This window comes from Variovorax sp. J22R115 (assembly GCF_030317005.1).
In the GTDB taxonomy this organism is placed as follows: Bacteria; Pseudomonadota; Gammaproteobacteria; order Burkholderiales; family Burkholderiaceae_C; genus Variovorax.
In genome coordinates this window covers 239246-265332 of the sequence record NZ_JASZYM010000006.1, presented here as the reverse complement: position 1 = coordinate 265332, position 26087 = coordinate 239246, and the positions used below count along the sequence as shown (strand labels likewise).

Genomic DNA, 26087 nt, shown 5'->3' with positions numbered 1-26087 from the left:
TCGCCCGCAGGGCTGGAGCTGCAATGAGGGCATCAGGAGAAGCCGGCGAGCTGCGCGAATTCGAGCGCGCTCGCTCGCGGCATGCGGACCTGGTTCACAGGTGCCGTGCTCTGCGCGAAGCCCATGGACATCCCGCAGGCTGTCACGTAATGCGCGGGCATGCGCAGGCGCGATGCGATCACGGGATGGAAGCGCGCGAACGACACCTGCGGGCAGGTGGCCAGCCCCCGCGCACCTGCGGCGATCATCACGCTTTGCACAAACAGCCCCAGATCCAGCCAGCTGTGTGCCGTGAGGCGCGAGTCGATGCTGAAGATGAGGCCCACTGGTGCGCCGAAGAAGTGGAAGTTCCTCTCCGTCTGGGCTGACCGGGCCGCGGCATCCAGCCGGTCGATGCCCAGGCAGCCGTAGTAGCGGGAAGCGAAGTCCGCCTGTCGCGCGCCGAACTCTGCCGGGAGCGGATCCGGGAAATGGGAGGAGGGCGGCAGTAGGTCCTCGCGGAAGCTCTTGACCAGCGCATCCCCCAGTTCGCATAGGGGCGCGCCAGCCAGCACATGCACGCGCCACGGCTGCGTGTTCGAGTTGCTGGGTGCGGTGGCAGCGCAGTCGAGGATGTCGAGCACCGCTTGCGCGGACACGAGATCCGGTTTGTAGGCGCGCGTGGACCGACGCGATCGCAGGACCTGCTCCACGCAATGCCCAAGTGCAGCCTGGCGGTCATGCAAGGCTTGAATGTCCTGCGTCGGGCTCATCCGGCAGGTGAGCTCGCAGTGGCCGGCATCCATGTCTCACTCCTCGGAGCGGAACCCGGAGGCGCGAACGATGGGCGCCCAGAATTCCCGCTCGCGCCGCAACTGCTTCGCGTACTCCTGCGGCGTGACCGTCAGCGGCTCGAGGCCGACCTGTTCGAAGGCCGTGCGCAGCGCAGGGTCCTTGGTTGCAGTCACCATCGCCGAATGCAGCGCCTCGATTGTGCCTTCAGGCGTGCCGGGAGGCGCGAAGATCCCATAGGTCTCGACGCCGCGAACCTTCGGGAACCCCTGCTCGGTGAAGGTCGCCACCTTGGGCAGGAAGGGCGTGCGCTTGTCGCCGGTAACCCCCAGGATCCGGATGCGTCCTTGCTGCAGATAGGGCAGGAAATCTGCCACGAAGCCGAAGTAGGCCGGGATCTGTCCTCCGATCAGGTCCTGCATCGCAGGGGCGGACCCGCGGTATCCGACATGCTGCAGCTTCAGCCCCGCCGCATCGGAGAACTGATACCCCAGGAAATGCGCAAAGGAGCCGGCAGCCGGGGAGGCATAGCTGACGGCATCGGGCGCGCGGCGGACCCAGTCGACATACGTCTTCACGTCGACAACGCCGGCAGGCGCGGTGCTGCTGACCGCGAACGCACAGGTGGCGGCGACCAGCGGTGACACGGGCTGCAGGTCTGCTGCCGCGTCGTACATGAGTCGCGAATACACGTGCGGGTAGATGGTCAATGCGGAGGTGTGCGTGCAAAGAAGCGTTGCGCCGTCGGGCCGCTCGCGCTTGAGCTGGCTGTTGGCGATGCGGCCGGCCGCGCCCGCCCGGTTGTCGACGATGTACTGGCGCCCCTGCTTGCGCCAGGCCTCCGCCAACTGGCGCGCCGTCGTGTCGAGGGTGCCCCCGGCCGGATAGCCCACCAGGAGCTTGCCCACGCCGGCCACCGCCTGCGAGAACGAGGGCGGAAGCCAGCTTGCCGCTGGCAGTGTCAAGGCGATGCGCGCAAACGCGCGACGGTTCATGGTGTTCATTCCGCACCCCAAATGGTTGGACAACTCGAAGTGGCGGAATGATGGTGGCTGGCCGGGCCGAAGGGAACTGAAGTCTTTGCAAGGGCAAGATGCACGCCGTGCACTTGGGCGGCGTCAGCTAGCCGAGCGCCTCCTCGGTCAGCCGTGCCGCATCGGCCACCATCTCGCGCAACCAGCTGTGCCCCACGTCATGCTCTTCCCGGCGATGCCAGACTGCCCGGATGGACGAGGTCCCCGCTGGGTAGGGAGGGGGACGGCGCAGCAAGTCGCCGTGCTTTGCCAGCGCCACCGCAAGCGACGCGGGCACGATGGACAGCATGTCGGTTTCGCGAAGGAGTTCAGGTATGGCCAGCGAGTGCGGGACCGTCACGCGCGTGCGGGGAAGCTCATTCAGCTCGCGCAGCGCTTCCTCGAGCGCGTGCCGATCGAACATCTCGGACTGGCGTGCAAGGCCGCGCTCCAGGATGAAGCCTCCGACGGCCCCTTCCTCCTGGCCACCTACCGACAGCGTGACGAGCGGGAACTTCGCCATGTCGCGCAATGTGAGCTTGCGGCGCGAGGCAGGGTGTCCCTTGCGCATCAGGATGGTCTCGCCCTGGGACATCAACGTGCGCGAGTTCAGGCGACTGGGCACCTGGGCGAAGATGCCGATGGCGAGGTCGATGCGTCCCAGATCGATCTGCTCTGCCAGGTCGAGCCGGGTAGAGGGGCGGATCACCAGGTCGACGCCGGGCGCCACCTGCTGGAGCTCGCGCGACAGCGGGGCGATGATCACGGCGGTGAGATGATCGTTCGCCGCGATGACGAAGCGCCGTTTCGACTCCTGCGCTGAGAAAGGCTCCACGCCCAGCGTCGCCTGGATCTGGCGCAGCGCATCGCGCAGGGCGGGCGCCATGGCAGCAGCGCGGCCTGTGGGCACCATGCCCTTGCCCGTGCGCATGAAGAGCTCGTCGCCCACCAGTTCGCGCAGCCTCCCCAGTGCGTGGCTCACCGCGGACTGGGTCAGGTTGAGCCGCTTGCCCGCCACGACCAGGTTGCGCTCTTCGTAGATCGCATCGAAGACCTTGAGCAGGTTGAGGTCCATGCGGCCAAAGCTCATCTGGCGCTCTCCCGGCAAATTGAACGGCATGCATTATGAGCTTGCAAAAGCATCAGTTCCCTTCAGTCCGGTGGCGGCCGATGATTGCCTTCAGATCATCGCGAGAGCGCACACACCATGACCACCGAGACCCTTATCCGAGACCGCGAAGCGCTGATCGAGCGCTCGGCTTCCTTTCTCGAGGAAGTGAAAGACATGACCGCGGGCACCGACGTCGAACACTGGCTGAACCAGAAGTACGGCCCGGACAGCGAGCTCTACCAGACCCTGGCCCGGCTGGTGAAGAAAGGTGTGGAAGATGGCTGGGCAGCGAACGTCGAGATCGACGGCCCTGTCTACCGTCGCAGCCGCATCGCCGAACCTACCGAGCGCACGCTGCACTTCAGCATCACGGCGGTGTACATGGACAGCACCGGCAACTGCCAGGGACATGCAGACCAGCGGCTGCGCGGCCAGTACCACGGGCATCCCTATGGCGAGTTCAACATGGTCGTGCCCGTCACGCCTGGCGCTGCCCTGAACGGCCCCAACGGATGGTGTTTTGGCGGGTGGACCGCCCCCTCGCCAGGCAGCCAGCACTATCCAGAGGCCAGGGATGGCGCCGTGATCGCGCTGTTCTTCCTGCCCTCGGGCCGGATCTCCTACCACGCTGCGCCGCAGGAGTGAGCGATGGACAATTCCGTATGTCATCTGGCGCAGGAGGCCGTCGCGCAATGCGTTTCGAGCGTCGTGCGCTCCCGTCGCGCGACCCGGGCCTTCAAGCCGTTGCTGCTCGATCGCCAGCTGGTCGAGGACATCCTTGACGACGCCGCGACCGCACCGAGCGGCGCCAACATCCAGCCCTGGCGCGTCTACGTGGTCAGTGGCAGCGTCAAGGACGAACTGGCCGATGCAATGCTGGCGGCCTCCCGCGCAGGCGCCGTGCCTGCGCCCGCACACTTTCCCGATCCGTTGCCCGACATGTTCCGCGCCCGCCTGCAGGACTTCGGCGCGCGCTACTACTCGTCGCTCGGCATCGATCGGAACGACGCGCCTGCGCGTGCACGCCAGTCCGAACGCAACCTCTCGTTCTTCGGGGCGCCCGTTGGCCTTCTCTTTAGTATCGACCGTCGCCTGAAGCCGCACAGCTGGATCGACCTGGGTCTGTTCGCGCAGAACGTGATGATCGCGGCAAAGGCGCGGGGCATCGACACCTGCCCGCAAGTGTCCTTTGCGCCCTTCCATGAGGTGATCGCGTCCCACCTGGAGATGGCCCCCGAGGAAGTGACGGCCTTCGGGATGTCGATGGGATACGGCGATCCAGACGCGAAGGTCAACCAGGCACCGATGCCGCGCGAGCGTGTGCGCGCCTTCGCGCGGCTGGTTGGCTTCTCGCAGTGACCTTGCGCGCGATGCGCGACCAATCGAGAGAACCCCTATGAACATCGCGCTGCTTTCAGCGGCCGTCGCCGCCGCCGCGATGGGCGTCCTTGCGCCCGCGCCAGCCTCGGCGCATGAAGCGACCGAGAAGGTGACCCCCAAGCTGGAGCAAGCCATCCCGAACATTCCTGGCAAGTCGCTGATTGCGCTCGTCGTCGACTATGCGCCGGGGGCCGCCTCGCCGTCCCATACGCATTCGAAGTCTGCCTTCATCTACGCCTATGTCGTGTCGGGCGCCATCGAATCGCTAGTGGACGACGGGCCCAAGAGGATTCTGCGGGCAGGCGACAGCTTCTATGAATCTCCCGGTGCGACGCATCGCGTGAGTCGCAACGCGAGCCGGACCCAGCCCGCGAAATTGCTGGCGGTGTTCGTCGTGGACACAGGCGACATGCCGCTCACCATGCCCGTATCTGCACCTCTGGAGAAGAAGTAATGAGCAGTCGCCTCAACTACAACGCACTCGCTCCCGCCGGCCTGAAGGCGCTCGGCACTGTCTATGGCTACGTGGCGCAGAGTGCGCTTTCACCCGTGCTTGTCGATCTCGTGTACTTGCGCGTCTCGCAGATCAACAACTGTGCTTTCTGTCTGGACATGCACACGCGAGATCTTCTGAAGAAGGGGCAGGCCATCGAGAAGCTCGCGCTTGTGCAGGCCTGGCGGGAGGCGGGCGAACTCTTCGATCCGCGCGAGCGCGCCGCTCTGGCCTGGGCCGAGTCGGTGACGCGTGTGGCCGAGACCGGCGTTCCGGACGCGCACTACGAAGCAGCGCGGCACGTCTTCGAGGAGCGCGAACTGGTGGACCTCACGATCGCAATCGGACTGATGAACACCTACAACCGCATGGCCATCAGTTTCCGGAACATCCCTCAGGCTGCCCTGCAGAAGTAGGGCGGATCGCGGCAAGTGCTTCGCCGTATCGGCGAATGCACGTCACTCTTCTTTCTCAACCACTCCAGGCAAGCTCATTCAATGGCAAGAGTTCTCGTTCTCTATCACAGCTTCTACGGACACATCGAGGCCATGGCAGGAGCCGTGGCGCGCGGGGCACGCAGCGTGCCGGGCAGCGTCGTGGACCTGAAGAGGGTTCCTGAGACTGTGCCCCCCGACGTGTTCCTTGGGGCTGGCGGCAAGGTCGACCAACCGGCGCAGCTTGCGAAGCCGGAGGAACTCGCGAACTACGATGCGATCGTCTTCGGTTCGCCCACGCGGTTCGGCAATGTCAGCGCACAGATGCGCGCCTTCATCGACCAGACCGGGCCGCTGTGGATGAAGGGCGAACTGGTCGGAAAGGTTGGATCGGTGTTCACCTCCACCGCCACCCAGCACGGCGGCCAGGAGAGCACCATCCTCACGTTCCTGCCGACGCTGTTGCATCACGGGATGGTCGTGGTCGGACTGCCCTACGCCGAAGCCCGTCAGATGGGAATCGACGAGATCAAGGGCGGCAGCCCGTATGGCGCCGCCACCATCGCCGGCGGTAAAGGCGAGCGCATGCCCAGTGAGCAGGAGCTGGGCATGGCCGAGTTCCAAGGCAGGCACGTCGCGTCCATTGCGTCCAAGCTCTTCGGCTAGAAGAGCCCGGTGCGATAGGGCAGGGCGCGCGCCGTGGGCGTGCCATTTCTACATCCGGAACTCCCGCTCGTGCGAGCAGCCCTGTGACAGGCCGGGCAGTCGCCCAGCGTTCCCGAGCGCTCCTGCCGGAGTCGCGCTACCGTCCTTGCTCACGCGCGCGAGCGCGTCCACTGCCGGTCACGAATGCAGCACGACCTTGCACGACAAGCTCGCACGGCAGCAGCCTTTGGGCTTCGTCGACTTCGCTGGCGTGATGGGCGCCCCAATCCATCAGCGAGTGGAGGATGGGCAACAGGCTCTCGCCCAGCGGGGTTAACCGGTACTCGACCCCCTGCAAGTCCGACGCGACAGGCTGCTTGCTCACCAGTCCGTGTTCCTCAAGCGCGCGCAGTTGATCGATCAGCACCTTCTGCGACAGGCCGGCAATCCGATTGTCCAGTTCGCAGGTGCGTTGGGGACCCTCTCCCAGGGCAAGCAGGAGAACGGCCTTCCACCGCCCGGAAATCATTCCCAGCGCCCGTTCAACCGGCAAGCCTGGAAGTCGTTTGATGAGCTTCATGTTCAACCACTGACCAATGTGTGTGTAGATACGGCGCCTTGCGACAAATAACCTTCAGTCTCGGAATCAACTGAAGGAAGACTGTGGCAGACCTGTTTGAACCCCTGTCGCTCGGCGGCACTGTGTCACTGAACAATCGGATTGTGATGGCGCCCATGACCCGCACGCGCACATCCGAGGGCGACGTCCCCAGTGCGCTCATGGCTACGTACTACGGGCAGCGTGCGAGTGCGGGCCTGATCGTGACTGAGGCGGTTGATGTCGCGCCGTCCAGCAAGGGATATGCGTGGACGCCTGGCATCTATTCGGAGGCCCAACGAAGAAACTGGCGCCTCGTGACTGACGAGATCCACCGAAAGGGGGCGCGGTTTTCATGCAGCTATGGCACGTCGGCAGGATGGCGCATCCCTCGATCATGCCCAACGGCGAGATGCCCTGGGGCGTGACGGAACAGAGGGCCGAGCATTCTGACGTGTTCGCCCATGATGCGAACGGCAAACTGGGCTACATCCGCGCAGGAACTCCGAGACGGCTCGCGACGAATGAGGTGTCCGCCCTGGTTCGGACGTTCGCCCAGGTATTCGTCGATGCGAGAGAGACCGGCTTCGATGGCGTGGAGCTGCACGCTGCCAATGGCTACCTGTTCGAGCAGTTCATGAACCCGGTGCTCAACACGCGCAAGGACCGCTACGGCGGCGGCAGCCTCCAGGATCGCACCCGCTTCCTGATGGAAGTGGTGGACGCGGCGGTGCACGAACTGGGCCCGGGCGCGTTGGTGTCCGGCTGTCTCCATTCGGCCTTTTCAACTCGATGCCGGCGGATCCGGACGTCGAGGGCACCTTGCTGTACCTCGCCGAGGAACTGGGGCGCCGAGGCGTCGCTTATCTGCACCTGATCTACGAACTCATGCCGACGGGCAACATGGAGACCGCCGAATTCAAGGCGCGCTACATCGATCATGGCTTGCTGGCGAAGGTTCGCGCCACTTTCCCGGGAGCGATCATCTGGTGCGGAGGCTTCAAGAGCCGTGAGGGTGCCGAGGCAGCACTAGAGACCGGGCTGGTGGATCTGATCGCGTTCGGCAGGCCCTACATCGGGAACCCGGACCTGGCAGAGCGGCTCAGGCACGGATGGCCGCTGGTCGAAGCGGACCGGTCGACCTACTACACCCGCCGAGGACCGCTTGGATTCACGGACTTTTCAAGCTTCGGCGGGTCTCAGGCTGCAGTTCTCTGAAGCGTTCGCGTGCCGGACTGAGTCAGAGGCAGGGATCGGAGCTGGCGGCGTGCATTTCAGCTGCATCGGCCGTCGCAGGAGCAAGCGCGCTGGGACAAGGAGTTCCAATGCGTTTGCGCGATGGAGACTTGGCACGATGGCAATGGCCAACATGTAGGGACGCGGAGCGCCGCTCTCTACCTCTGCAAGGGAACCTACTCGACGCGAGGCACCGACAACGGGGCAGGGCGCTGGCAATGGCTGCAGAGCGATACCTTGCGGTCATCCGCATACGCGGGATTGGACGACTGCTATCGCTGCTGCGAAGCAGCGAGCCGACCGAGCCGAAGGCGAGACCGCAGCTTTATCCAAGGATCTCCGTCTGATGGTTCCGGCGATCTGCCTACGATCGCTTGGCATGGCCAAGCAAGCCCTTTGCGGCTTCTATCCGCAAAGCCATAGGCACCGATTCGTCGTTCATGACGCCTCTTAGGAAGCGCTCTGCGTCGGCGCCCCCTTGTTCGGAGGTGGCCACTTTCGGCAAGCCGGACAGCTTCAAGTCAGCTGGCACTTCCTCTATGACGCTAAGCTGGCTTAACGTTGCTTCGAAGGCAACTTGCCGGATGGGCTCGAGCGCGCGCAGAAGCGTTGCCTGGCCTTCGCCGTTGGGAGGAAGGTCCAGCCACGGTGTATCGGCAAACACTGAAGCCAAGTCGGGGGCGACGAATGCCGACCAGCGATCCGGGCTGGTCTCTAAGGGCGGCGCGGACGGGAGTTGCGCCGCGTCGGCGATCAGACGTACGTGGGTCGATCCTACGTGCGGCAGATACCGCGCACGCAGGCCCTGCAGGAAAAGCTCGCCAGCACTCGGCGAAGTCGGCGATGCAAGGGAGAACCACAGCTGCAGTGCGTCGACTCCCGAGACCGCGATGGCCGGGGGAGGAAAGCCGAGGTCCGATTGGACGCCCGTCCAGACCGAGGAAAGCTGGGCCCATCCCGCGGGGGGCCTCAGCTCCAGCACCAAGGCTCGAACGCCCTGGGCGGCCGCTGGGGCAGCGCCGTGCGCGGCGCTCGCACCAGTCCGTACAGGCGATCGAGTTCGAACTGCAATGGGTTCATGCCGACATGCTAGTCGACCAGCCTCGCCCGATGTTCGGGAGTGCCCGGCTTCCGGCGCCTTAGGCTGGGACAGAGCAGCTCCAGCCTGCCTGGCAATGCCCTGGCCGCCTCTGATGCACTGCGTGGACAGTGCTCAGCTCTGTGTTCGTGCGGGGATGCGGTAGGGTTAGGGCATGAACTCAGCGGCATCCGAGCCCATTCTTGTCGTCAAAGACTTGTGCTTCGCCTATCCAGGTCACCCGCCGCTCCTATCCGGATGGAGCGCGTCCATCGGGGCCGGACTCACCCAACTGTACGGCGACGACGGCAGCGGAAAATCGACGATTCTCCGATTGCTGGCGGGCAGGCTGGCTGCAAAGGGCGAGCTGACCCTTGCACGCGCTGGCAGCAGCCGAGACCTCAAGTCCTATCAGCGAAGCGTGTTCTTCGTGGACCCGGCGACTGACGAGTTCGACGAGGTCACCGCGACTGACTGCACTTCAATGCTCCGGGCCAGCGATGCCGGCTTCGATGAAGCCCGGTGGGGAAGCTGTGTTGCGGGATTTTCTTTGGCCCCGCATCTTGCCAAGCCGATGTACATGCTCTCGACCGGTTCGAAGCGCAAGGTTTGGCTCGCGGCTGCGCTCGCTTCGGGACGCGCATTGACCTTGCTTGATGAGCCCACAGCCGGGCTTGACAACGCGTCTATCCGCTTCCTGTGGCGTGCGCTTGCCGACGTGGCTGGGTCTTCCAACCGTGCCATCGTGGTGGCAAGCGCAGCCCGGTTGGACGCAGTTCCGCTTTCAGCTTTGATTGAACTTCCGCTACATGCATCATGACCTTAGGTCTGCACTCGCGACTGAATGCGGGCCAAAACCGGACCTCGAGGTGCGCAAGGGTCGGCCACTGCTAGACTTCGACACATGCCACTTCGCACGTCGACTCCGGTGATTATTCGAATTCCCCGCTGACCGGGCACGTGCGCGTCGTCCCGGTCAGCCGGGTCGACGCTTCGGGCAACTTCTTCTCCCCTCTTCGATCCACGCGCGTCCTCATCGCTAGCCTCAGCAGGGCTAGCCATCGCCGACGACCAGGATCGAAGTCATGAATTCTCCCAACCTCACCCCCCGAACTGCGCCCACCCTCGAGCAGGTTTATCTAGTTGAGCGCGATGCTGGCTTGCTTTGCCGCATCCTCGGCCTCTATGTCGCCCGCGGCGTTGACGTACTCCACGTCGACTACGCTTACGCTGCGCAACAGTTCATGAGGCTGCAGGTGTCCGTGGCAGGCACCTTCGAAGAGACCGAGGAGGTTGTGCGAGTGATCGTCGACAAGGCCTCAACATTCGTCGGAGTGCTCGCTGCGTCCGACCAACCCGCGGCGCAGAGGCGGGCGGCGTTGAGAGCTCCAGCCAATTTCGGTTGATGGTTGCCCGCGGCACTTGGGCTAGAAAGACCGATTTCGCGAGCGCGCAACTTCCGCACCGGGCACGGAGCAGCGGTCGATAGTGCTTCGCTGACTGTCGGCTCCCGCTGCACAACGGTTGAGTCTTCGACTCAGGCTTTCGAGCTAGGCCTGATTCGCATGTCCCATGCAGACCCCGATCTGTAGGGGGAAAGCACCATGCGTACCGCGTGCCTTCCGATGCTAAACCGCTGGCTTCGGCATCTGCCGGTACTTCGAAGGATAAGCATGCACTTCCCCCTGCATAACCGTGTCCTCACTGGCTCTCTTCTATTGCTGCTGCTCCTGGGCGGCTGCGGCGGAGGTGGTGACAGCGCAGGGGGTTTCCCTGCCGCAGTCGCCCAGAGCACGAAGCCCGCGACAGCGGCGTCGCAGTCGGATCCTTCATGCACCGCGATCACTGCGAGCGGTTCCGTCGTCGTCGGCTCAGGCCTTCCTGGTGACCCGGCGGCCCCGGAACTCGCGTCGGGCTACCGCACCGGCATGCAGGCTGTTTCTGCCAAGAGCTTCATGGTGGTGGCGGCCAACCCACTCGCCAGCAAGGCCGGCTGCGACGTGCTCAAGTCCGGCGGCACCGCGGCCGATGCCGCAGTCGCGGTGCAGGCGGTGCTCGGTCTGGTCGAGCCGCAGTCCAGTGGCCTCGGGGGCGGTGCCTTCTTGCTGCACTATGACGCCCGGACCCAGGTGGTGCAGACCTACGACGGGCGCGAAACGGCACCGGCTGCTGCTACCGAGAACCACCTCCGCTGGATCGATGACGTGGCCGACCGCACCACGCCACGCCCGAGCGCCCGCGCGAGCGGCCGGTCCATCGGCACCCCAGGCGCGGTCCGCATGCTCGAGCTGGTGCACCAGGAGCACGGACGTAAGCCCTGGAAGAACCTGTTCGATGCCGGCATCGACCTCGCGGACAACGGCTTCAAGATCCCGGGGCGGATGGCAGATGCCATCGCTGGGGCGCGAACCAACCTGATTAGAGACGCCGAAGCGGCAGCGACCTACCTGAATCCGGACGGCTCCGCCAAGGCACTGGGGACGGTGCTGACGATTCCCGCCTATGCGCAGACGCTGAGGGCGCTCGCGCAGGGTGGCGCAGACGCGCTCTACACCGGCCCGATCGCCCAGGACATCGTGGCCAAGATCAACATCGCCACGAGCGCCGACGGCAGCACGCCGATCACGCCGGGCAAGACCACGCTGGCCGACCTGGCGAACTACCGGGCCAAGAAGCGCGATGCGGTCTGCACCACCTACCGTTCGTATTGGGTCTGTGGCATGGGGCCGCCGTCTTCTGGTGGCATCGCGGTAGCACAATCGCTGGGCATCCTGGAGAACTTCGACCTGAGCCAATACCGGCCCACCAACGTGGACAACGACGGTGGTCGGCCGCAGACGATGGCCGTGCACCTCGTCTCCGAAGCCCAGCGCCTAACCTATGCGGACCGCGACAAGTACGTCGCCGACACCGACTACCAGCCGCTGCCTGGCAATGGCGTGCCCACCATGGTCGACAGGGACTATCTGCGCGGCCGCGCCGGCCTCATCAACCTTGCCACCAGCATGCACACGGCGCAGCCGGGCAACCTCGGCCCGATCCCGGCCGGCATCATGCCGCCCTCGCCCGAGAACGGCACCACGCACATGACGATCGTGGACCGGGACGGCAACGTCGTGTCGATGACCACCACGGTCGAGTCGGGCTTCGGCTCGTATCACATGGCGCGCGGCTTCATGCTCAACAACCAGCTGACCGACTTTTCCGCCGCGCCGACCGACGCCAGCGGACTGCCGATTGCCAACCGTGTTCAATCAGGCAAGCGCCCGCGCAGCTCGATGGCGCCCACGCTCGTGTTCCGCAAGGCGGCGGACGGCTCCCGCGGCGATTTCGTGATGGCCACAGGCTCGCCCGGCGGCTCCGCGATCATCCAGTACGTGACAAAGACCTTGGTAAGCGCGCTGGACTGGAACTTCGATGCGCAGCAGGCGAGCGCGATGGTGAACTTCGGCGCCTCCAACAGCCCGACCACCTCCATCGGCGGCGAGCATCCGAAAATCGATGCCACCAACAACGGCGCCAACGATCCATTGGTGACGGAACTTCGCGCGATGGGGCATACCGTGAACGTCGGTGCGCAGTCCAGCGGCGTCGCCACGATCATCCGGCTCCAGGATAAGAAAGGCACTTTGCAGGGCGGCGCCGACCCACGTCGTGAAGGCTTGGTCCTGGGGGACACGTTCACGCCTTAGACTGGTCTGCCGGGGGTGGTCAATCGGAGGGCCGTGGGGACTCTGCCGAAATCGAGTTCGCTTACCGCAAACAGGCAAGCGGTCACTCGACGGAGTGGCCAATGTCGGCCGGGTAGCCACTGACCGGAGCGGCCAGTGACGCTCGTCGGGAAGATTTGGCCGACTCGATCGAGGTCGGTGACCAAGCTTGGTTGCGGGAAGGCAATCCGTTTAAGCCCGACAGGCACCGCGCGCTTGGCGAATTGCTCGACCTTCGGCTGTCTATGGCGATGCAGCCCTCGTTGTCTGAAGAGCAAGGCAATGCAGTCTTGCTCGAGTGCCGGGTCGAACGTCGGCTCTCGCTGCGAAGCCGTCGGCTACTCTGGCAAGAACGCTCCCAATGCCTGGAGTGCCGGCTCCTGCCCAAAGCGGATACGTGAACGTCCCACCGACCTAGGCCGCTTCCACGAGTTGCGCGATCAGTTCGATCTCCACGCAGGCGCCCAGCGGAAGCTGCGCCACGCCTACTGCGCTACGGGCGTGAGCGCCCTTGTCGCCGAACACTTCAGCGAACAGCTGGCTAGCTCCGTTCGTGACCAGGTGCTGCTCGGTGAAGTCTCCGGCCGACGCCACGAAGCTCGTGAGCTTCACGATTCGCATGATCTTGTTCAGATCGCCTGTCGCGGCATGGAGGGTCGAGAGTAGTTCGGTGGCCGTCGCACGCGCGGCTTCAATGCCCTGCGCAGTGCTCAAACCGTCACCAAGCCGACCAGCCAAGACTTGGCCGTTTAACCGCGCAAGGTGGCCGGACAGATAGAGCATCTGCCCCGCGCGCACAAAAGGAAGATACGCCGCGGCCGGCGCGCTCGGCGTGGGTAATTCGATTCCCAAGGCCTCGAGGCGTTGGTATGCATCTGAGCCCCGACCCGCATCGCCAGAAAACGCCGGCCCGTTCGGCTTCATGCGCATGCCCTGGCCCAAATGGCGCCACGGCAGTTGCGACGGATCGGCGACAAAGGGGCCGGGCGAACGCACGACGAGAATCTCCTCGGCGATCGGCGCAAAGTCGGCGCGAAAATGCACCGAACTCTTGTTCACGAGGATCTTCATGTCCTCGGGTGCGATGCCGACGGTGCGGTACATGTTCCGGTCGAGCATCTGCGCCTTGCTCGAACTCACCGCGACGCGCACGCCGTCGATGCGCAGGCAGGCCATGGGGCCCAGGTCGGCCTGCTTGCCGTTCATCATCGGACCGCCGTAGACGAACTTGCCATCCGCGAGTGCCTCGACCCGGCAGGCGGCGCGAAGGGGCTCGTCGCCCGGCACCTGCGGGCAACCGCCCAGCGCGATGTCGATCGTCGCGCCGACGCCGGCTGCATGGGCGGCAGCCGCGGTGACCGGGTCGCAGATGAGCCCGATCGCCGCGTCCTTCACGCCGTACTTCAGCAGCGTCCGCAACACGCCCGTGGTGTTCGAATCGCCACCGACGCCGGGATTGTCCTGCGTGTCCGCAAGGATCACCGGGCGGGTCGCCGTCTCCGCGATGCGCATGGCGCGCCGCACCGCAGCCTCCGGCTCTTGGAATTGCACCGCCCATTTCTCTTCGGGAACGCACACGCCCGCGAAGAGCGCGTCGACCGCTTGCTCGATGCGCGCCTGGTCAAAGCCGTAGCCCCAGACCACGGGGCCACATTCCGGAAAGTCGGCCGCCGGAAACCCGGGCGCGAAGGACAGCGAGAGCACGCCCTGGGCCTCGAGTTCCTCCAACAGGTCGTAGACGCCGCGTGCGGGTTGCAGCATCGTCGACATGCTGTTGACCGGAATGAGGAAAGGCACGCGCCGCACGACTCGGCAGGCAGGCTTGTCAGCCCCCATCAGCGCCAGCAGGATCTCGCCCGCGCGGCGGCCGGTGTCGGCCATGTCGATGTGGGGATAGGTCCGGTAGGCCACCAGGCCGTCCGACAGCGCGAGCATCCGGGTCGTGACGTTGGCGTGCGAATCCAGCGAAGCCACGATCTTCACCGCGGGTCCCACGACGGCGCGGATGCGGGCCAGCAGTTCGCCTTCCCCGTCGTCGAGATGCTGCGTGACCATGGCCCCGTGCAGGTCCAGGTAGATGGCATCGTAGGACGCGGTCATCACCGCCGCGAGGATCTCCCCCGCGATACGCTCGTAGGCATCGGTCGTGACATGGGCGGAGGCCCCCGCGCCGGCCCAGATCACGGGCGTCACACTGTGGCCGTTCGCCCGCACGTGGTGGATGAATCCGCTAATCGGAACATTGACGTCGAGCAGTTCGAAGACCCGTTCGCCGCGCACCATGCCGGGGAAGTCTTCGCCGCGCACGAAGCTTTCGTAGCTGGCAACAGTGGGTGCAAAGGTGTTGGTTTCGTGCTGGAAACCGGCGACGAGGATGTTCATGTAGGACCTTTCTTCCATCAGGTTTCAGCGGCTCATTCGGCAGCCAGCTTGATCGAGCGCGCCATCTTCTGGAACTTCGCCGTCTCGTCGGCGTAGAACTTCGCAGAGGCTTCAAGTGGTTGCGGCTTCATCGGCTGCACGCCGGACTGCTCGAGTGCCTTGATCATCTCGGGCGACTGGATCGCCTTCTGCGACGCTTCCAGCAGCACCTTCTGGCGGTCGACCGGAATGCCGCTCTTGGTCATGACGGCCAGCCAGACCGAATGCACGAGCTCTGCCTTCTGCGGGATCGCCGATTCGGAGATCGCGGCAGCGTCGGGCAGCGTGGGCATGCGCTGCGTGTCGAGCACGTTGATGGCCTTGAGCTTGTGGCTTTCGAGCAGCTGGGTCGAGGCGCCGAGATTCGGCAGGATCGTGATGTCGATCTGCTGGCCGACCAGGTCCTGCAGCATCGGCGTGGCACCCTTGTAGGGCACGTGCAACAGCTTGGCGCCCGTGGTCTGCGCCATGTATTCGGAGACGATGTGGTACATCGAACCGTAGCCCGGGCTGCCGAAGGTGAGGCTCTTGCTGCCGGGCTTCCTGCCGTCTGCGATCAGTTGCTCGAGCGAGTTGAACGGCAGGTCGTTGCGGGCCATCACCACCAGCGGATGCGTGGAGATCGGCGCCAGGAGCGCAAACTCCTCGGCCTTGTACTTAGCCGACGCGTTGGCCAGCGGCGCGAGGATCGCCTCGTTGGGCGAGCCCATGATCAGCGTGTAGCCGTCGGCCGGACGGCTGAGCAACCGCTGCGCCGCCAGTGCGCCGCCCGCGCCCGGCAGGTTCTCGATGATGAAGGGCTGACCCAGCAGTCGGCTCATCGTGGGTTGCATCGCGCGGGCCAGCACGTCGGCCGGACCGCCGGGCGGGAACGCCACAAGCATGGTCAGCGGCTTCGAAGGAAACGCTTCCGCTGCGAGGGCCGGCGCCTGGGCGCCGATGGAAAGCACTGCGATGGTGGCCATCAGGCAGGCGGCGGACTTCTTGAGGTATCGCATGAAAGCTCCTTGTCTTGAGGGTACGGGTGGTCGCGAATAGGTGGGTGAAGCGGATTGTTTGAGCTAGCATTCGTTCGAGCAACAGCAATTTTGTGACCACTTCGTTGCTCCTTGGGCAACGGACGGGGGCGCGCCATGCGAGAAATCAATCAGAAACGCCTGAAGTACTTCCGAGAGGTGCTGGTCAGCGGGTCGATCCGCGGCGCCGCCGATGCGCTGAACACCGCGCCGTCGGTGATCACGCGACAGGTGGCGCTGCTGGAGGAGGAACTCGGCCTGGTGCTGTTCGAGCGCCAGTCGCGCGGGGTGGTCGCGACCGATGCAGCCCTGCACGTGCTCGACTACTGGAAGGCGTGCCAGGCGCACCAGGAACAACTGGGGGAGCGACTGCGCGCCATCGAGTCGATGGACGCCGGCAGCGTGCGGATCGTGGCAAGCGAAGGCTTCATCGGCGGCCTGCTCGACCAGGTGGTCGCGCCCTTCTGCGCAGCGCATCCCAAGCTCTCGGTGACGGTCGATGCCATGCCTGTCGGCGAACTTGTCGGCCAGGTCATGGAGGACGAGGCGCACATCGGCATCGCGTACAACCCGCCGTCCGATCCGAAACTGCGGGTCGTCGCCAGTGCCGCCGCACCGACGAAGCTGCTGGTCCGTGCAGGTCATCCGCTGACGAAGCTCAAGGGTCCGCTGCAGCTGCGGCAGGTCCTGGACTATCCCCTCGCGCTCATGCCTCCCGACTACGGCGTCGGTCGCCTTGTGGAGCTACTTGCGTACGCGGAGCACGTCACGCTGCATGCGGCCTTCCGCAGCAACTCCGTGATGGCTCTCAAGCGCTTCGTTCGCTCGACCCAGGGCGTGTCCTTCGTGGGCGCAGGCATGGCCTCGGCGCCCGAGATCGAGGCCGGCCAGCTCGTGACGCTCGACCTGTCGCACAAGCTGTGCAAGACCGCGCAGGTCCGCCTGCTGATGCGCGAAGGTCGACCGCTTTCGGTCGCGGCCGGTCATCTGCTCGCGCAGATCCGCCAGACGTTCACGGTGTTCGACCCAGCTGAGGCGGGTGCCTCTTCATCGAAAAGCTGACTCCCGAAGAAGCCTTTCCGGGTTCAGATTCACCGATGACGGCTTCGACCATCCAGACGAGAGTGCTTGCCTTGGACGCACCCGCTCAAGCCACCTAGACCAGGAACACGGCGATGCTGGAGATCCAGAAGAGCGTCCACGGAGACACGGGCGACTTGCCCAGCATGGGGAGCCGGCCATCGGTGACGATAGAGGGCAAGGTGTTCAGTCTCCGGAGATCAATTTCAAGCCGACGACGCCGGCCAGGATGAGCCCGATGCAAAGGATCCTCAGCGGCGCCGCGGAGTCACCCAAAACCAGGATTCCCAGGATTGCCGTGCCGGCCGCTCCAATGCCTGTCCAGACTGCATAGCCCGTCCCCATGGGCAACGTGCGCAAGGCAATTGAAAGGAGGACAACACTCGTCAGGCCGAATGCCACCGTGCCCAGCGCGGGGATCAAGCGTGTAAAACCTTCGGACGACTTCATCGCAAAGGCGAATGCGATTTCGAGGAAGCCGGCGACAGTCAGGAATATCCATGCCATGGCTGACAGGTCCAATCATTGGTTCGTTAGGATGAACGCAAGCGCCCTTTGACGGGCTCGCCATCTGCGGCGCTTGCGGCAGCCGGGTTCAGGCCTTGGCAGCGGCAGCCGGGGTCGAGCGGAACGCAATGCCGAAGCGGTTGAAGGCGTTCATCAGCCCGATGGCGTAGGTGAGATCGGCAAGTTCCTTGTCGTTGAACGCGGAAGCCGCAGATTCATAGGCGGCATCGGGAACTCCGCTTTCGGCGACCCTTGTGACGCTTTCCGCCCATGCCAGGGCGGCACGCTCGCGGGCAGTGAACACCGGGCCAGCGTCATGCCAGACCGGTACCAACACGAGCTTTTCGACACTCAAGCCGCCCCTGAGTAGATCGCGCGAGTGCATGTCGATGCAGAAGGCGCAGCCATTGATCTGGGAGACTCGCAGGTAGACGATGTCTACAAGTTCCTTGGGCAGGCCGCTTTTCAAGACGGTGAGATAGACGCCGCCGAAGGCCTTGTAGCCGTCAGGGGACGCCGCGGCGTAGTCGATGCGATTGCTCATGATCATCCTTGCTTGTTTGGTGAAGAGAGGACGTCATGATGCGTATTCTTGGATCTATTAAGAAGAGCCAAGAATGGTCGTTGTTACTGATCCATGATCACGGCCTGGCCAGACCACTATCGCCGTCACATTAGGCCAAGGATTTGCCTCGCTAGTCGCTCGGCAATGGAGCGCGATTCGATGTTCGTGAAACTGAGCAGCACGGCGGATGAGCCGTCCGCGTTCATCGTCCAGTCCGACAAGGCTTCCCCGTAAAGGCCGGCTTGCTTCATGCGCGCGACGAGTTTCCTGTCCGAGCGCGTCGCCTTGAGGCGCAGGATCAGGTGCATGCCGCCGGGCTGCGAGTCGATTCGCACATGCTTGCCCAGCACAGCCTCCAGGCCCGCTACCGCTTCTGTCCGGCGCTGGGCGTAGAGCTTGCGCATGCGTTGGATGTGTCGGGCGAAGTGGCCCTCGGTGATGAAGGCCGTGACGATGGCTTGCGTCAACTGGGGGCTGCCCCCCGCGAAGGCCTGGCTGATCTGTTCAAAACGATCGACCAGGGCTTCAGGAACCACAAGATAGGCCAGTCGGATGCTCGGGAAGAGAACCTTGCTGAAGGTGCCTGCGTACAGCACGCGTCCCTCACGATCCAGGCTCTTCAGCGCAGGCAGCGGCCGGCTGGCATACCGGTACTCTCCGTCGTAGTCATCCTCGATGACCCAGGCCTTGTGCTGCGCCGCCCAGTTCAACAGGGTCAAGCGACGGGACAAGGAAAGGGACACGCCCAGCGGACTCTGATGCGCCGGAGTGACGACCGCGGCACGTGCGCGAGGTGCCAGTCGAATGCCTTCGAGGACGTCGATCCCCTCCTGGTCCACGGGCACTGCCACACCGTCGATGTTCATGTGGGTCAACATCTCCCGCGTCGGGGGATAGCCTGGATTCTCGAGCCAGACGCGGTCTCCTTCCTTGAGAAGTGCGCGCCCGATCAGCCCGATGGTGTGGCGATAACCGGAGGTCACAAAGATCTGTGAAGGAGCGCAGTTCAGGCCGCGAGAGATGTTCAAGTAGGAGGCTATCTCCGCGCGAAGTGCCTGCAGGCCGTAGACCGAGGGATGCGCCATGTCGACGGGCTGCATGGCGCGGACGCAGCGAGCGCCAAGACGCGCCCAGATCTTTCGAGGAAATGCGTCCAGCGCCGGCAAGCCCATTTGAAAGGGCAAGGTCGTATCCGGCCGAAAACTGGGCGGGGCCTCATGGTCTTCCGCGCGCGGCGGCGGACTTGCAAGCGAAGCCCCGGGCTTGAGGCCAGGCGTCACGATGGTTCCTGCCTGCCCGCGCGCCTGAATGTAGCCTTCGGCAGCAAGCAGCGAGTAGGCCGCTTCGATCGTGCCTCTCGCCAAGCCCAGTTCCTTCATCAATGCGCGCGCCGAAGGGATCCGGTCGCCGGGCTTGAGCGTGCCGCTGGCTATGGCGCTGCGAAACCGGTCATAGATCTGCCTGTAGAAGGGCTCTGCGGCGCTGCGGTCCAAGGGCGAGAGATTGCTGGATTCGATCACAGTCATGCTTGCGTCTCCTCGAAGATCATGGATCACCCAAAAGTCTATTTCATGGATCTTCTGCCAATACCATGGGTTTCCTAGACTGGTTGCACCACATTGAAACCGGAACTGGATCGACCATGAATATCCTGCACCTGAGCTGCAGCCCGCGCGGGCAGGCAGCGGAGAGCTATCGACTCGCTCGAACGATCGTTGACTGCCTACTGAAGGACGTGCCCGAGGCCATCGTCGTGGATCGGTCGCTTGGCGAGGGCGGCATCTCGCATGTAGACGGGAACTATGCGATGGCGCAGCACGACGCAGCGGCGCAGATCAACCAGGAGGGCACTGTGTCCAGATCCGAAGCCCTGATCCGCGAGTTGGAAGATTCGGACGTCCTTGTCATCGGCACGCCCATGCACAACCTCAGCGTCCCCTCAGCCTTGAAGGCTTGGATTGATCACGTTGTTCGCGCCCGTCGCACTTTCAACGTGACATCGGCAGGCAAGGTGGGACTTCTGTCAGATCGTCCCGTCTTCATCGCCATTGCTTCGGGTGGCGTTTTCTCGGGAGAGCGGGCCAGGCAACCGGACTTCCTGACGCCCTATCTGAAGGTCGTCTTCGGCTCGATTGGGCTGAGAGACCTGCGCTTCTTCTCGGTAGAAGGAACCGGCCACGGTCCTGAGGCTGTGAACGAGGCGCGGGCCAGGGCGGAGCGAGCCCTGCAGGAGCATTTCAGCTCGGCCGAGTTCGGCACGCGATCGCGATGCGCACACTGATCGGCGAAGGTCTCGGTGGTACCTTGAGAAATAGATCCAATAATTGGATGGTTGGATGGTTGGATGGTTGGATGGTTGGATGGTTGGATGGTTGGATGGTTGGATGGTTGGATGGTTGGGTGTTTGGGTGTAGTCGCGCAGGTATCAAGCGCCTTGCCAACATCAGTACTCGATTGAGGTCTACAGGCAGGGTCTCGTCAGGGGCTGGGGATTGGCTCTTCGGCGTGCTGACGCTCGCCGCCTTCGTCGCCGTCGTCATGCTGCAGATCGGGTATGGCCTCATGGCCGACAAGAAGACGCGATCCCATTTGAGCCGCAGGAAATGGCGCGGTGGAACCGAGTACAACGCCTCACTCGCGCAAGCATCGATCCATTGCCGCTCGGCGACGGCACCAGCTCAGAGCTGCTTTCAACGGCTGCTTTTCGGAGGCGAGGTCGGCAAACTTAAAGTCTGCAACGGGCTGCGCCCTTCCCGAAAGCGGTCCTCGAAACCAGTGTCAGCTTCAGCCCAAACCTGCCGTCGCGACCGCGCTGACGTTCAAACAATATCGCGAGCCCATAGACAAACGTCTCCGGCCGAATCAATGCCGCCACGCGTTCGTCGCGAGCGATCCAGGCGGCGACGACATCATCGCTTCAGGCGTGGTTGCCCAGCCCCTCTCAGGCATCGTAACGACCAAGGCGCCCTACGACGGCGCACCAGGCAACTCGGGAGGTAGCGCCTGCGGGGCCTTTCGGGTTTCAGGTCTCGCGATGGCGAATTCTCGCTCGGCTTCGCGATAGAGATTGTGTTCGATCGAGCCGACCAAAAAGTCGGCACTCCTCTGTCCGGACTGCCAGTTCAAGCGCAGTGTCGCATCGGGATAGCGGGTCGGCCGCAGGTGGTCCTCGAGGCGGCGGGTCAGCGCCTCAGGTTCTTCATCACGATGGAGTTCGCAAACGGCGCCTGAGAATAGGATCTGAAGCGGAGCTTTCGATTGCGCGATCGACTGAGAAATGTGCTCGTCTAGGCGAGTCCTGATCAACCGCTGCAACCGGGTGAGAAGGCCTATCATGGACGCTTCCGAACCTTCCGCCACGACGTAGAACTCGTCGCCCCCAGGATACTTGCGGTAGAGCCTGCTCGGCAGCAGCGCATTGTCCACCAGATGGCGCTTGTAGAGGCCTTCGTTCTTGCGCATGCTCTCTTCTAGGGACTGCGCCAAGTATCGCAATATCTTGTCGACGGTGCTGTAGCCCAGTTCATCGTTGAGGCGGCCGAAGTCTACCAAGTCGATCAGCGCGACCTGTCGTGGCGTGTCGATGGACGCCTTCGCCGAGTACTGGATGATGTCGTTCTTCCATCTGGCCTCGTTAGGAATGCCCGTGACGACATCGAGGAACCTGAACTGCCTAGCATCGTGCAAATGGCGCTGGAGCGTGCCGATGGTCTGGTCGCGGTAGTCGATCTGCGCTTCGGACTCGCGGCGATCATGGGCCATTTGCGCCTCGAGTTCAGTCGCCTTCTTCTGCTTCAGCTCGATTGCGCGGTTGAGCACGATGACGCTCGCCGTCGCCGCGGCCGCGAGCAGGAATATCTGCCAGATCGTAACGTTGACGGTGACACACAGGGCTCTGTGAACGGCCGCCACCGCATCGAAGTTGCTGGGGTCGATAATCTGTTGTGCAACGAGATTTCCGAAGATTCCAACGGCGAAAGTCCATAAGCCGCCGATGAAAAGCAGCAATGAACGAGTCTTGATCATTGAACGTGTCTCGGAATGTGGCAGATGAGCCAAGAATATATCGAAGCCCTTCCCTGGCCGTCGGTGTCCGCGACTCGGGTCGGCACCAAGACATCAGCGGGACGGGGCTGATTCCGAACGGGGAATACGTGCGACTTCCGCTCCTGCTTCTTGCCGCGCGCCAGCGGAAGGATGCCGCTGATGTCGTTGACGCCGACATCCAGGCGCCCGCCGACCACGTCCGTGGCCAGGGGCGCGCCGCCCTTGTGGGGCACTTGGATCGACCTCCAGCTGTCGAAGCACTTCCCAGGTAGATTTCTCCCGCGCTAAGGTTGTCAGTGGAATTGCAGGACGACGAGTTCTCGAGGGGGAGCACGTGTGCCCGCGTCCTGACGGTTGTACCTTCAGTGCCATCGGTTGCCATCTGTTCACTGAGAGCCAGGGGCAGCGCGCACCGCGGAGGTCAGTGGGCATCTTCCCCAACGACGCCTCGATCACGCGCCTGGTTGGCGCCATGATGCTCGAGCAGAACGACGAGTGGTCGCTCAACCGTACGCGCGGTGATCCCGTCTTGACATAGGTCTTGCACCTGATCCGCCGATAGCAACGTTCCACACGCGTTTGGTGCATATCAGGCACCACAGTGAGCCCGTTCGCAGGCCTACCGCCTCCTGCTCCTCCTACCTACGATGAGTGTCAGTCGGCCTTCTGCCGTGATCGGTGCCGGACAACCTTGGGTGTTGAACGGCAATTTGCTGCCAGTCGCCTGGCTGGTCTTGGTCCGGGTAATCGGGCCGTCCTTTTGGAGAGTTTCGCCATGTTTTCCGTAGCTGACACCTTGCATCCCAGTAGCCAGAGATCCAACGACCTGGTTCCGTCCCGATACGCGCTTCGGGTTGGAGAGATTGACGCGCTGGTGGTCAGCGATGGGGTGCTGCCGCTCCCAACCTCGACGATGGCCACCAATGCCGACCCGGCCGATCTGGCGAACTGGCTGGACCACATGTTCATGCCGCCGGACAAGTTTGACTGGCCGCTGAACGTGATGGTCGCCCGCAGCGGTGACCAGACCATCCTCATCGACGCTGGGCTGGGCGGGCAGTTCTCGGGGTTTCCGCGCGCCGGGCAGTTTCCCCAGCGCTTGGCCGCGGCCGGCATCGAACTCGAGTCCGTGACCGACGTGATCATTACCCACATGCACATGGACCACGTGGGCGGGCTGCTCGTCCCCGGGATCAAGGAGCGACTGAGTCCGGACGTGCGTATTCACGTGGCCGCGGCCGAAGTCGAGTTCTGGATCTCGCCCGATTTCTCCCAAACGGTCATGCCGAAGCCGGTGCCGGGCGTGCTCCGCTCGACCGCCACGAGCTTCTACAACGAGTACCGCGACAGGCTGCGGATTTTTGAGGACAAGCATGAGGTTGCGCCAGGTGTAGTCGTCCGTCTCACCGGCGGCCACACCCCAGGGCACAGCGTGGTCGATTTGGTGTCGGGCGGTGAACGCCTGATGTTCGCCGGCGACGCCATGTTCCCGGTCGCATTCGACCACCCCGACTGGCACAACGGTTTCGAGCATGACCCCGAGGAATCTGCCCGCGTTCGTGTCGGTCTGTTCCGCGAACTGGCGCAAACCCGCGGGCTGCTGGTGGCTGCTCACCTGCCGTTCCCATCCGTAGGCCGGGTGGCGTTCGACGGCGACATCTTTCGCTGGGTACCGGTCATCTGGGATTACTGACCGCGCGCGGGCGTGTCAAAGTCGCCCGATTGATGCGGCTTGGGGCACTACGGCTCCCACTCCTCGGCGAATCCCGAGTGAGGGGGGCGCCCAACGCCCTCTTGTTTCGGCATGCGCATGAACATATACTTTCCTTTGTCGGAAAGTATGGATGACTCATGGACCTCACGCTGCACTATCACCCGCTCTCGTCCTACTGCCACAAGGTGCTCATCGCGATCGACGTGTTGGGCATTGAGGTCAAGAAGCGGCTGCTCAACCTGGGCGACCCCGAAGAGCGGGCGTCGCACCTTGCCCTGTGGCCCACAGGCAAGATGCCGCTCTTGGTGGACGGGCATCGGCCCGTGCCCGAATCGAGCATCATGATCGAGTATCTCCAGCGTCACGCAAAGTCAGACCGCACGCTCATCCCGGATGCTCCGGACGCCGCGCTTGAGGTGCGCTTGTGGGACCGTCTTTTCGACCTGCACGTGATGACGCCGATGCAGGCGCTGACCGCTGACCTTCTGCGGCCGGAAGGTCAGCATGACGCACACGGGGTGGCCAAAGCACGAGAAGGCTTGTCATCGACCTACGCGTTCATCGACCGACACCTTGAAGGGCGGACCTGGGTGGCTGGCGAGGCGTTCAGCATGGCTGACTGCGCCGCGGCGCCGGCCCTGTTCTATGCGGTGACATACGTGCCGCTGTCACCGCAGCATGTCCACCTGGCCGCCTACTTCGAGCGGTTGATGGATCATCCATCGGTGGCGTCCACCATTGATCACGCGCGGCCCTACTTCAAGTTCTATCCAGGGCGTAGCGGCCTTTCTCGGCGCTTCTTCGATCCGGCGACGGCCTGAGATGCAAGCAATCGCCGATCCCGCACGGCTCGATCGCATGTTCTTTGCTCTGGCCGACGCGTATCGCCGTGGCATGCTTGATCGCCTGAGCCGAGGGCCAGCATCGGTGTCCGAACTGGCCGAACCGCTTGGCATTGCGCTGCCTTCGGCAGTCAAGCACCTGGCCGTGCTTGAGGAAGGAGGATTCGTCGCCTCCCAGAAGCATGGCCGCGTGCGGACCTATACGGCCGAGCCCAAGGCGCTCGATGCAATGGGAGCATGGGTCGCCAGGCGAAAGGCGCTGCTCAATGCGCAGTTCGACCAGTTGGATGCCTACCTCGCCGAGCAGAAAGGCAAGGCCGCGTCATGAAGGACATCCCCAGCACGCACACCGACTTCATCATCGAACGCGAGTTCGACGCCACGCCCGAGGCGGTATTCCAGGCCTGGGCCGACCCGCAGGCAAAGCGCCGCTGGTCCGACTGCCACGCCGAGCACACAACCGGGTACCGTCTGGACTTCCGCCCGTTCGGGCATGAGACGCATCAAGTCCTCTATCCCGACGGACGCGTTCAGCAGATCGAGAAAGTGTTCTTCGACATCGAATCTGCACGGCGCATCGTCTTCGCCTACGACATCCAGCTCGACTCACGCCGCCTATCGGTTTCACTCGTGACGGTCGAATTCTTTGCCCACAAGCACGGAACTCGCATGGTCTACACCGAGCAGCTCGCGTACCTCGACGGACATGAAGATCGCGCGCAGCGAATACGAGGAACGGAAGAAAGCCTAGACCGGCTCAGGCTGGAGATAACGCGGCCCCCAAGGTCGCCAGCCGGACCGTAGGCAAGCGCGCAGGGGACCGACAGTTCTTCGTGGCATGTCGCGTCCCGGGCGCCGGCCGACAAAATTAACAAGGCTTGACATGTTCTGACGTGCAGAAGGCGCGGCACAGGTCGATGATCGCGCCAGACGCACAGACCAAAGCGACCTCATGACACCTTCGCGCGAGCAGATCGCGGATTTGCCGGCGGGCGGCCTGCCCCCGCCGGTCACAGCCTATGTCGCAGCCACCAATGCCTTCGATGCCGACGCGTTGGTGGCCTGCTTTGCACCCGGGGCGCTGGTCAACGACCAGCTGCGCGACTTTTTGGGGACGAGCGCGATCCGAGGATGGGCCGAGCGCGAGATCGTCGGCGGCAAAATGACCATGCAGGTCGTTAACGCTGCTGAGCACTTCGGCGAGGTGATCCTCACTGCCAACGTGGATGGCGAATTCGACAAGGCTGGGCTGCCGGGCGTGCTGACCCTGACCTTCCACTTTTCGATGCACTCAGACAAGATCGTCCGCTTGTTCATACTCAACAAGCGGCCGGTCGACTCGCCGCCGGAGATTCGAACTCTTCAAAGTGCGGTCCTCACGCGTCGGCCGCCGGACGCAGCGCCGCAGGCATGAGCGTTAGCTTCG

At 63.9% G+C, this 26087-nt stretch carries 26 protein-coding genes and 4 pseudogenes; 17 read left to right on the top strand and 13 right to left on the bottom strand.

All coding sequences use genetic code 11. The annotated features are described in order from the left end of the window. Positions 1-32 precede the first annotated feature (32 nt). From QTI04_RS12965 to QTI04_RS12955, 3 genes are all read right to left on the bottom strand, one after another. On the bottom strand, positions 33-785 hold the full coding sequence (locus tag QTI04_RS12965; protein ID WP_336621886.1) for a nitroreductase: 753 nt from the start codon (positions 783-785) through the stop codon (positions 33-35). A gap of 3 nt (positions 786-788) precedes the next feature. Next, entirely contained in the window at positions 789-1766 is a 978-nt protein-coding gene (locus QTI04_RS12960; RefSeq protein ID WP_286616028.1) for a tripartite tricarboxylate transporter substrate-binding protein, read from the bottom strand. 127 nt (positions 1767-1893) lie between these two features. Beyond that, positions 1894-2874, bottom strand: a complete 981-nt coding sequence (locus QTI04_RS12955; protein WP_286616027.1) for a LysR substrate-binding domain-containing protein — start codon at positions 2872-2874, stop codon at positions 1894-1896. Between the two features lie 117 nt (positions 2875-2991). Here QTI04_RS12955 and QTI04_RS12950 point away from each other — a divergent pair, with 117 nt between their 5' ends. The 5 genes from QTI04_RS12950 to wrbA all read left to right on the top strand — a co-directional run bounded on the left by QTI04_RS12950 (position 2992) and on the right by wrbA (position 5868). After that, positions 2992-3540 (top strand): DUF4863 family protein, encoded by a 549-nt coding sequence (locus tag QTI04_RS12950; protein WP_286605113.1) that lies wholly within the window; start codon positions 2992-2994, stop codon positions 3538-3540. Positions 3541-3543: 3 nt separating this feature from the next. Beyond that, positions 3544-4254 (top strand): nitroreductase, encoded by a 711-nt coding sequence (locus tag QTI04_RS12945; RefSeq protein WP_286605115.1) that lies wholly within the window; start codon positions 3544-3546, stop codon positions 4252-4254. A gap of 37 nt (positions 4255-4291) precedes the next feature. After that, a complete protein-coding gene (locus QTI04_RS12940) occupies positions 4292-4729 on the top strand; it encodes a cupin domain-containing protein (protein ID WP_286616026.1) in 438 nt (145 codons plus the stop codon). Further along, positions 4729-5184, top strand: a complete 456-nt coding sequence (locus QTI04_RS12935; RefSeq protein ID WP_286616025.1) for a carboxymuconolactone decarboxylase family protein — start codon at positions 4729-4731, stop codon at positions 5182-5184. Before QTI04_RS12940 ends, QTI04_RS12935 begins: the two co-directional genes overlap by 1 nt. 81 nt (positions 5185-5265) lie before the next feature. Continuing rightward, entirely contained in the window at positions 5266-5868 is a 603-nt protein-coding gene (gene wrbA / locus QTI04_RS12930) for an NAD(P)H:quinone oxidoreductase (RefSeq protein ID WP_286602973.1), read from the top strand. 136 nt (positions 5869-6004) lie between these two features. Here the strand turns inward: wrbA and QTI04_RS12925 are convergent, their stop codons facing one another. After that, positions 6005-6427: a helix-turn-helix domain-containing protein gene (locus QTI04_RS12925; protein WP_286616024.1), complete on the bottom strand. Its 423-nt coding sequence runs from the start codon at positions 6425-6427 to the stop codon at positions 6005-6007. Positions 6428-6573: 146 nt separating this feature from the next. Between QTI04_RS12925 and QTI04_RS34300 the strand changes: the two are divergent. Next, a pseudogene (locus QTI04_RS34300) lies at positions 6574-7663 on the top strand (alkene reductase). Between the two features lie 382 nt (positions 7664-8045). On the opposite strand, the gene QTI04_RS12905 reads toward QTI04_RS34300, so the two are convergent. Then, positions 8046-8666, bottom strand: a complete 621-nt coding sequence (locus tag QTI04_RS12905; protein WP_286616021.1) for a hypothetical protein — start codon at positions 8664-8666, stop codon at positions 8046-8048. 268 nt (positions 8667-8934) lie between these two features. Between QTI04_RS12905 and QTI04_RS12900 the strand changes: the two genes are divergently transcribed. From QTI04_RS12900 to QTI04_RS12890, 3 genes are all read left to right on the top strand, one after another. Further along, positions 8935-9579, top strand: coding sequence for an ATP-binding cassette domain-containing protein (locus QTI04_RS12900; protein ID WP_286616020.1), 645 nt, complete (start codon positions 8935-8937; stop codon positions 9577-9579). A 265-nt stretch (positions 9580-9844) separates the two neighbouring features. After that, positions 9845-10165 carry a hypothetical protein gene (locus QTI04_RS12895; protein ID WP_286616019.1) on the top strand — a complete coding sequence of 107 codons (321 nt, stop codon included), beginning with the start codon at positions 9845-9847 and terminating at the stop codon, positions 10163-10165. A 267-nt stretch (positions 10166-10432) separates the two neighbouring features. Beyond that, positions 10433-12451, top strand: coding sequence for a gamma-glutamyltransferase family protein (locus QTI04_RS12890; protein ID WP_286616018.1), 2019 nt, complete (start codon positions 10433-10435; stop codon positions 12449-12451). A 432-nt stretch (positions 12452-12883) separates the two neighbouring features. On the opposite strand, the gene QTI04_RS12885 is transcribed toward QTI04_RS12890, so the two are convergent. Both QTI04_RS12885 and QTI04_RS12880 read right to left on the bottom strand, forming a co-directional pair. After that, positions 12884-14851 (bottom strand): Atu1372/SO_1960 family protein, encoded by a 1968-nt coding sequence (locus QTI04_RS12885; protein WP_286616017.1) that lies wholly within the window; start codon positions 14849-14851, stop codon positions 12884-12886. Positions 14852-14883: 32 nt separating this feature from the next. Then, positions 14884-15888, bottom strand: a complete 1005-nt coding sequence (locus QTI04_RS12880; RefSeq protein WP_286616016.1) for a tripartite tricarboxylate transporter substrate binding protein — start codon at positions 15886-15888, stop codon at positions 14884-14886. A 135-nt stretch (positions 15889-16023) separates the two neighbouring features. Between QTI04_RS12880 and QTI04_RS12875 the strand changes: the two genes are divergently transcribed. Beyond that, positions 16024-16968 (top strand): LysR substrate-binding domain-containing protein, encoded by a 945-nt coding sequence (locus QTI04_RS12875; protein WP_286602989.1) that lies wholly within the window; start codon positions 16024-16026, stop codon positions 16966-16968. Positions 16969-17172: 204 nt separating this feature from the next. Here QTI04_RS12875 and QTI04_RS12870 read toward each other — a convergent pair whose 3' ends face one another. From QTI04_RS12870 to QTI04_RS12860, 3 genes are all read right to left on the bottom strand, one after another. After that, positions 17173-17493 (bottom strand): multidrug efflux SMR transporter, encoded by a 321-nt coding sequence (locus QTI04_RS12870; protein ID WP_286616123.1) that lies wholly within the window; start codon positions 17491-17493, stop codon positions 17173-17175. An 88-nt stretch (positions 17494-17581) separates the two neighbouring features. Next, positions 17582-18037, bottom strand: a complete 456-nt coding sequence (locus QTI04_RS12865) for a carboxymuconolactone decarboxylase family protein (protein WP_286616015.1) — start codon at positions 18035-18037, stop codon at positions 17582-17584. A gap of 125 nt (positions 18038-18162) precedes the next feature. Beyond that, positions 18163-19584, bottom strand: coding sequence for a PLP-dependent aminotransferase family protein (locus QTI04_RS12860; RefSeq protein ID WP_286616014.1), 1422 nt, complete (start codon positions 19582-19584; stop codon positions 18163-18165). Between the two features lie 65 nt (positions 19585-19649). On the opposite strand from QTI04_RS12860, the pseudogene QTI04_RS12855 reads away from it, so the two are divergent. Continuing rightward, positions 19650-20282, top strand: a pseudogene (locus tag QTI04_RS12855) (FMN-dependent NADH-azoreductase); the annotation flags it as partial. Here the strand turns inward: QTI04_RS12855 and QTI04_RS34295 are convergent. From QTI04_RS34295 to QTI04_RS12850, 3 genes and pseudogenes are all read right to left on the bottom strand, one after another. Beyond that, a complete protein-coding gene (locus tag QTI04_RS34295) occupies positions 20165-20452 on the bottom strand; it encodes a PT domain-containing protein (protein WP_369292798.1) in 288 nt (95 codons plus the stop codon). The pseudogene QTI04_RS12855 and the gene QTI04_RS34295 sit on opposite strands and share 118 nt — an antisense overlap. Next, positions 20395-20598 (bottom strand): annotated as a pseudogene (locus QTI04_RS34290) (hypothetical protein); the annotation flags it as partial. The gene QTI04_RS34295 and the pseudogene QTI04_RS34290, both read right to left, overlap by 58 nt. 427 nt (positions 20599-21025) lie before the next feature. Next, positions 21026-22084 carry a diguanylate cyclase gene (locus QTI04_RS12850; protein WP_286602994.1) on the bottom strand — a complete coding sequence of 353 codons (1059 nt, stop codon included), beginning with the start codon at positions 22082-22084 and terminating at the stop codon, positions 21026-21028. Between the two features lie 436 nt (positions 22085-22520). Here QTI04_RS12850 and QTI04_RS12845 point away from each other — a divergent pair. The 6 genes and pseudogenes from QTI04_RS12845 to QTI04_RS12820 form a co-directional block, all read left to right on the top strand. Then, a pseudogene (locus tag QTI04_RS12845) lies at positions 22521-22616 on the top strand (transposase); the annotation flags it as partial. A 264-nt stretch (positions 22617-22880) separates the two neighbouring features. Then, positions 22881-23798: an MBL fold metallo-hydrolase gene (locus QTI04_RS12840; RefSeq protein WP_286616122.1), complete on the top strand. Its 918-nt coding sequence runs from the start codon at positions 22881-22883 to the stop codon at positions 23796-23798. Positions 23799-23956: 158 nt separating this feature from the next. Beyond that, positions 23957-24640, top strand: coding sequence for a glutathione S-transferase family protein (locus QTI04_RS12835; protein WP_286602995.1), 684 nt, complete (start codon positions 23957-23959; stop codon positions 24638-24640). Between the two features lies 1 nt (position 24641). Next, the gene (locus QTI04_RS12830; protein WP_286602996.1) at positions 24642-24989 is read left to right on the top strand and encodes a helix-turn-helix transcriptional regulator; all 348 of its coding nucleotides are present in this window, start codon (positions 24642-24644) and stop codon (positions 24987-24989) included. Then, positions 24986-25465 (top strand): SRPBCC domain-containing protein, encoded by a 480-nt coding sequence (locus tag QTI04_RS12825; RefSeq protein ID WP_286616012.1) that lies wholly within the window; start codon positions 24986-24988, stop codon positions 25463-25465. Before QTI04_RS12830 ends, QTI04_RS12825 begins: the two co-directional genes overlap by 4 nt. Positions 25466-25613: 148 nt before the next feature. Further along, positions 25614-26075, top strand: a complete 462-nt coding sequence (locus tag QTI04_RS12820) for a nuclear transport factor 2 family protein (protein ID WP_286616011.1) — start codon at positions 25614-25616, stop codon at positions 26073-26075. Positions 26076-26087 lie beyond the last annotated feature (12 nt).